Source organism: Kineococcus aridisoli (assembly GCF_050871885.1).
GTDB lineage: Bacteria > Actinomycetota > Actinomycetes > Actinomycetales > Kineococcaceae > Kineococcus.
Genome location: NZ_JBJLSF010000163.1, coordinates 1 through 3,042 on the forward strand (window position 1 = coordinate 1; position 3,042 = coordinate 3,042).

Consider the following 3,042-nt stretch of genomic DNA (forward strand, 5'->3'; position numbering starts at 1 on the left):
TCGGCTCTTCCTGGGGTGGGCGTCGAGGAGTCGCGGCGCGGCTGTGACACGCGGGTCACTGTGCCTGCTGTGGTGCTCTGCTGGCCGCGACTTCGCCGGCGACTGCCCCATGTGGGGGACTGGGGGGGCGAGGCGCCCGGGCTATGACGACGACGCGGACGCGCGAGATGATCATGCTTCTGCGCGCACCGCGGGATGACCGCGCGGTGCACGGCCACGTCGAAGGCGATATGACCATGAGCACCTGCCACCACCGGTCAGCCAGCGGATGCGTCAAGCACGGTCAGCGACTAATACCTGCGGCGGTCGCCCGGAGCAGCTCAGGCGAGGAGCGCGTAAAGGACCATGTCCCGGCGTTCCCCGCGATGCAGCGCCTTCTTGCGCAGCACTCCCTCTTCGCTGGCGCCGATGGCTCGGGCCAAGGCTCGGGAGGGGTGGTTCTCGACGTCCACGTACAGCTCCAGCCGGTCCAGCCCGCCCTCGGTGGTGGCCCATTCGGCGAGCAGGCGCACCGCGCGGCGCATCACCCCGCGGCCCCGAGCCCACGGCGCGGCCCAGTAGCCGACCTCGGCCACCCGCTCGTCGGCATCGACACAGACCAGGCCACAGGAGGCGAGCACCCCGGCGTCGGCTGAGTCCGCACCGTCTCGGTCGCTGGAGTTGTCGGTGGAGGTCACCGCGAACAGCGCGCCGGTGTGCGCCTGCCACTGCTGCGGGGCGACGGTACGCACGAGGGCGTCGGCTGCGTCGGGGCCGTAGGGCACCGGCACGGTCGTCCAGCGTTGGATGTCGCGGTCCTGGCAGGCGGTATGGACGGCGTCGGCGTCGTCAGCTCGCCACGGTCGCAACCTGATGCCGTCGGCGTGCAGGGTCGGTTGCTCGGTGGGCCAGGGCAGCTTGCTCACAGCACGACATCCTGCCCCGATCGGGGCTGTTGGATCACCTGGATGCCTGGCGGGCGAGGAGGGTGTTTTGTGTGCGGGAACGCTTGGTCATCGTCAGGGCCGTGAAGTCGCCGGCCGTTAACGACTGCCCGTATCGCGGGATGATCGCAAAGTGCAGTCGGGGGTGACTCACCTTCTGCCAAGATCGCCCGATGGCTGTCCACCACCCCGCGACGATCGTGCCGACCAAGCTGCAGCTGCTGCAGGCGTGGGTGCCGCACCAGCCGTGGATCGGCGGCGCCGACGCCAGCACCTTGATCAAGCTGGGGTCCTACCGCTTCGACGACCCCGACGGTGAGGTGGGGGTGGAGACGCACCTGCTGGCCACCGCTGACGGGCAGGTGCTGCAGGTACCGCTGACCTACCGCAGCGCCCCCCGCGCAGGAGCCGAGGACTCACTGATCACCACGATGACGCACACCACGCTGGGCGATCGCTGGATCTACGACGGCTGCCACGACCCCGTCCACGTCAGCGCCCTGGTCGCCACCATCATGACCGGCGGCCGCGAGGCCGACCTGTACGCCGCCACCGATCAGGGGCTGGTGCTGGAGCCGGCCAGGACGCACGTGCGCGGCAGCGGCTCCTCGACCGCCGTCCCGGCTCTGACGGCGCCGGTGGTCAGCCATGACGGGACCACGACGACGATCGACGCCGGCGTCCGGCTCACCTTGCCGCGGGTGGTCGACGTCGCCGCTGCGCCGGGGGCCGGTCTCACGCTGAGCGGCACGTGGCCCGGTCAGGAGGTCCCCTGCGTGGTGGCCAGCGTGGTCGTCCCCTGATGAGAGGGCAGCAAGCGGTCAGATCATGACAGCGGGATGACCGAGCGGTGCGTCATGCCCTCAGTAAGGCGAGCCGCACGGGGCTCGAGGCGTCGGGGCGCGGGTGAGCCGAGGCGGCTCAGCTGGTGGTGACGGCCACGCCCCACTGTGAGGGGCCGTCGTGGGCTTCGGTGACCGAGAACGTGGCGGTGCCGGTGGTGGGGACGAGGTCCCCGACGCGGTGTCCTTGCCCGTCGCAGTCGACAGTGACCGCGGTGCCAGCCAGGTCCAGTCCCAGGCTTCCGCCGCCGGTGCAGGCGGCGAAGGCCCCGTAGGTGGTGCCGGCGGTGAGGGGACCGACCGTGACGTCCGAGCTCTGCCAGCCTTCGGCGCCGGAAGCGATGAGAGGTCCTGCTCCGTCGGCTTCAGCGGCGTTGAAGGCGACGTCCCATGCCTTTGCGGCGTCGGTGGGGGCAGGTTGATCGCTGGAGCAGGCGCTGAGAGTGCTCACCGTCAGCAGGGCGAGCAAAGTCCAGCCTCGTCGGGTGAGCGGTCTCATGAAGGAAGACTAGTGACGCTGATCAGGTGCAGGGCTGCTTTCGTCGTGTCGGTGCGCACCAGCGGGGTCGGCTGGCCGCCTCGTCACGCGGGCGTCGTTAACGACCGTGGCCGCGCCCGGAAGGCGGGATGACCGTGCGTCAGCGCAGTCGTCGAGGTCACGACCGGCCAGCGGTCCCTGGGGCAGGTCCTCGTCGCCGCTCGTCGGCAGGTAGGGGCGGGTGGCCCCACCACCACACCCCGTGCTCGTCCGGGACCATCGACTCCGAGACTGAGCCCAGGGGCTCCTCGATGTCGGAGGTCACGATGTCGTCGGCGAGGTCCACCGCGGGGTCGACGTCGGGTGTGGGCAGGTTCAGGGGGTAGTCCTCGACCTCGTCGAGGTGGCGGCGTAGGCCGGTGGTGAAGTCCCACCAGGGGTGGCGGTACACCACGTGCAGCACCGGGTGCCCGTTGTGGACGTCGGTCCAGGACCGCACCACCTGGACCTGGCCGCCGGTGACGGGCAGGTGGCGGGCGGGGTCGGTGAGCTGGCGCAGCAGAGCGGTGTGGACGTCGTTGGCCCACTGCTGAGGGTCGTCCCGAATGCGTGCTGAGGTGCCCGCTGAAGCGTCCATGACCTTGTTCTACCGGTCAGGCTGACCGCTTGGTCATCGACACGAGCGGACGTCTCGGCTGGTCATGATTGCGCGCAGCCCGCGCCATGACCGTGACGTCCCGCACCGCGGGATGACCGGGCGTTCGCTGCTGGTGCGCACGCACGTGAAACGTCCTGTGCC

4 protein-coding genes are annotated in these 3,042 nt (G+C 70.4%); 1 reads left to right on the forward strand and 3 read right to left on the reverse strand.

Annotation, left to right across the window (positions count from 1 at the left end; translation table 11 throughout):
- Nucleotides 1-320 precede the first annotated feature (320 nt).
- Nucleotides 321-905, reverse strand: coding sequence for a GNAT family N-acetyltransferase (locus tag ACRYM2_RS22965; RefSeq protein ID WP_432525013.1), 585 nt, complete (start codon nucleotides 903-905; stop codon nucleotides 321-323).
- A 191-nt stretch (nucleotides 906-1,096) separates the two neighbouring features.
- Here ACRYM2_RS22965 and ACRYM2_RS22970 point away from each other — a divergent pair, with 191 nt between their 5' ends.
- The gene (locus ACRYM2_RS22970) at nucleotides 1,097-1,726 is read left to right on the forward strand and encodes a CG0192-related protein (protein WP_432525014.1); all 630 of its coding nucleotides are present in this window, start codon (nucleotides 1,097-1,099) and stop codon (nucleotides 1,724-1,726) included.
- Between the two features lie 118 nt (nucleotides 1,727-1,844).
- On the opposite strand, the gene ACRYM2_RS22975 is transcribed toward ACRYM2_RS22970, so the two are convergent.
- Nucleotides 1,845-2,264, reverse strand: coding sequence for a hypothetical protein (locus tag ACRYM2_RS22975; protein ID WP_432525015.1), 420 nt, complete (start codon nucleotides 2,262-2,264; stop codon nucleotides 1,845-1,847).
- Between the two features lie 157 nt (nucleotides 2,265-2,421).
- Entirely contained in the window at nucleotides 2,422-2,880 is a 459-nt protein-coding gene (locus tag ACRYM2_RS22980; RefSeq protein WP_432525016.1) for a hypothetical protein, read from the reverse strand.
- Nucleotides 2,881-3,042 lie beyond the last annotated feature (162 nt).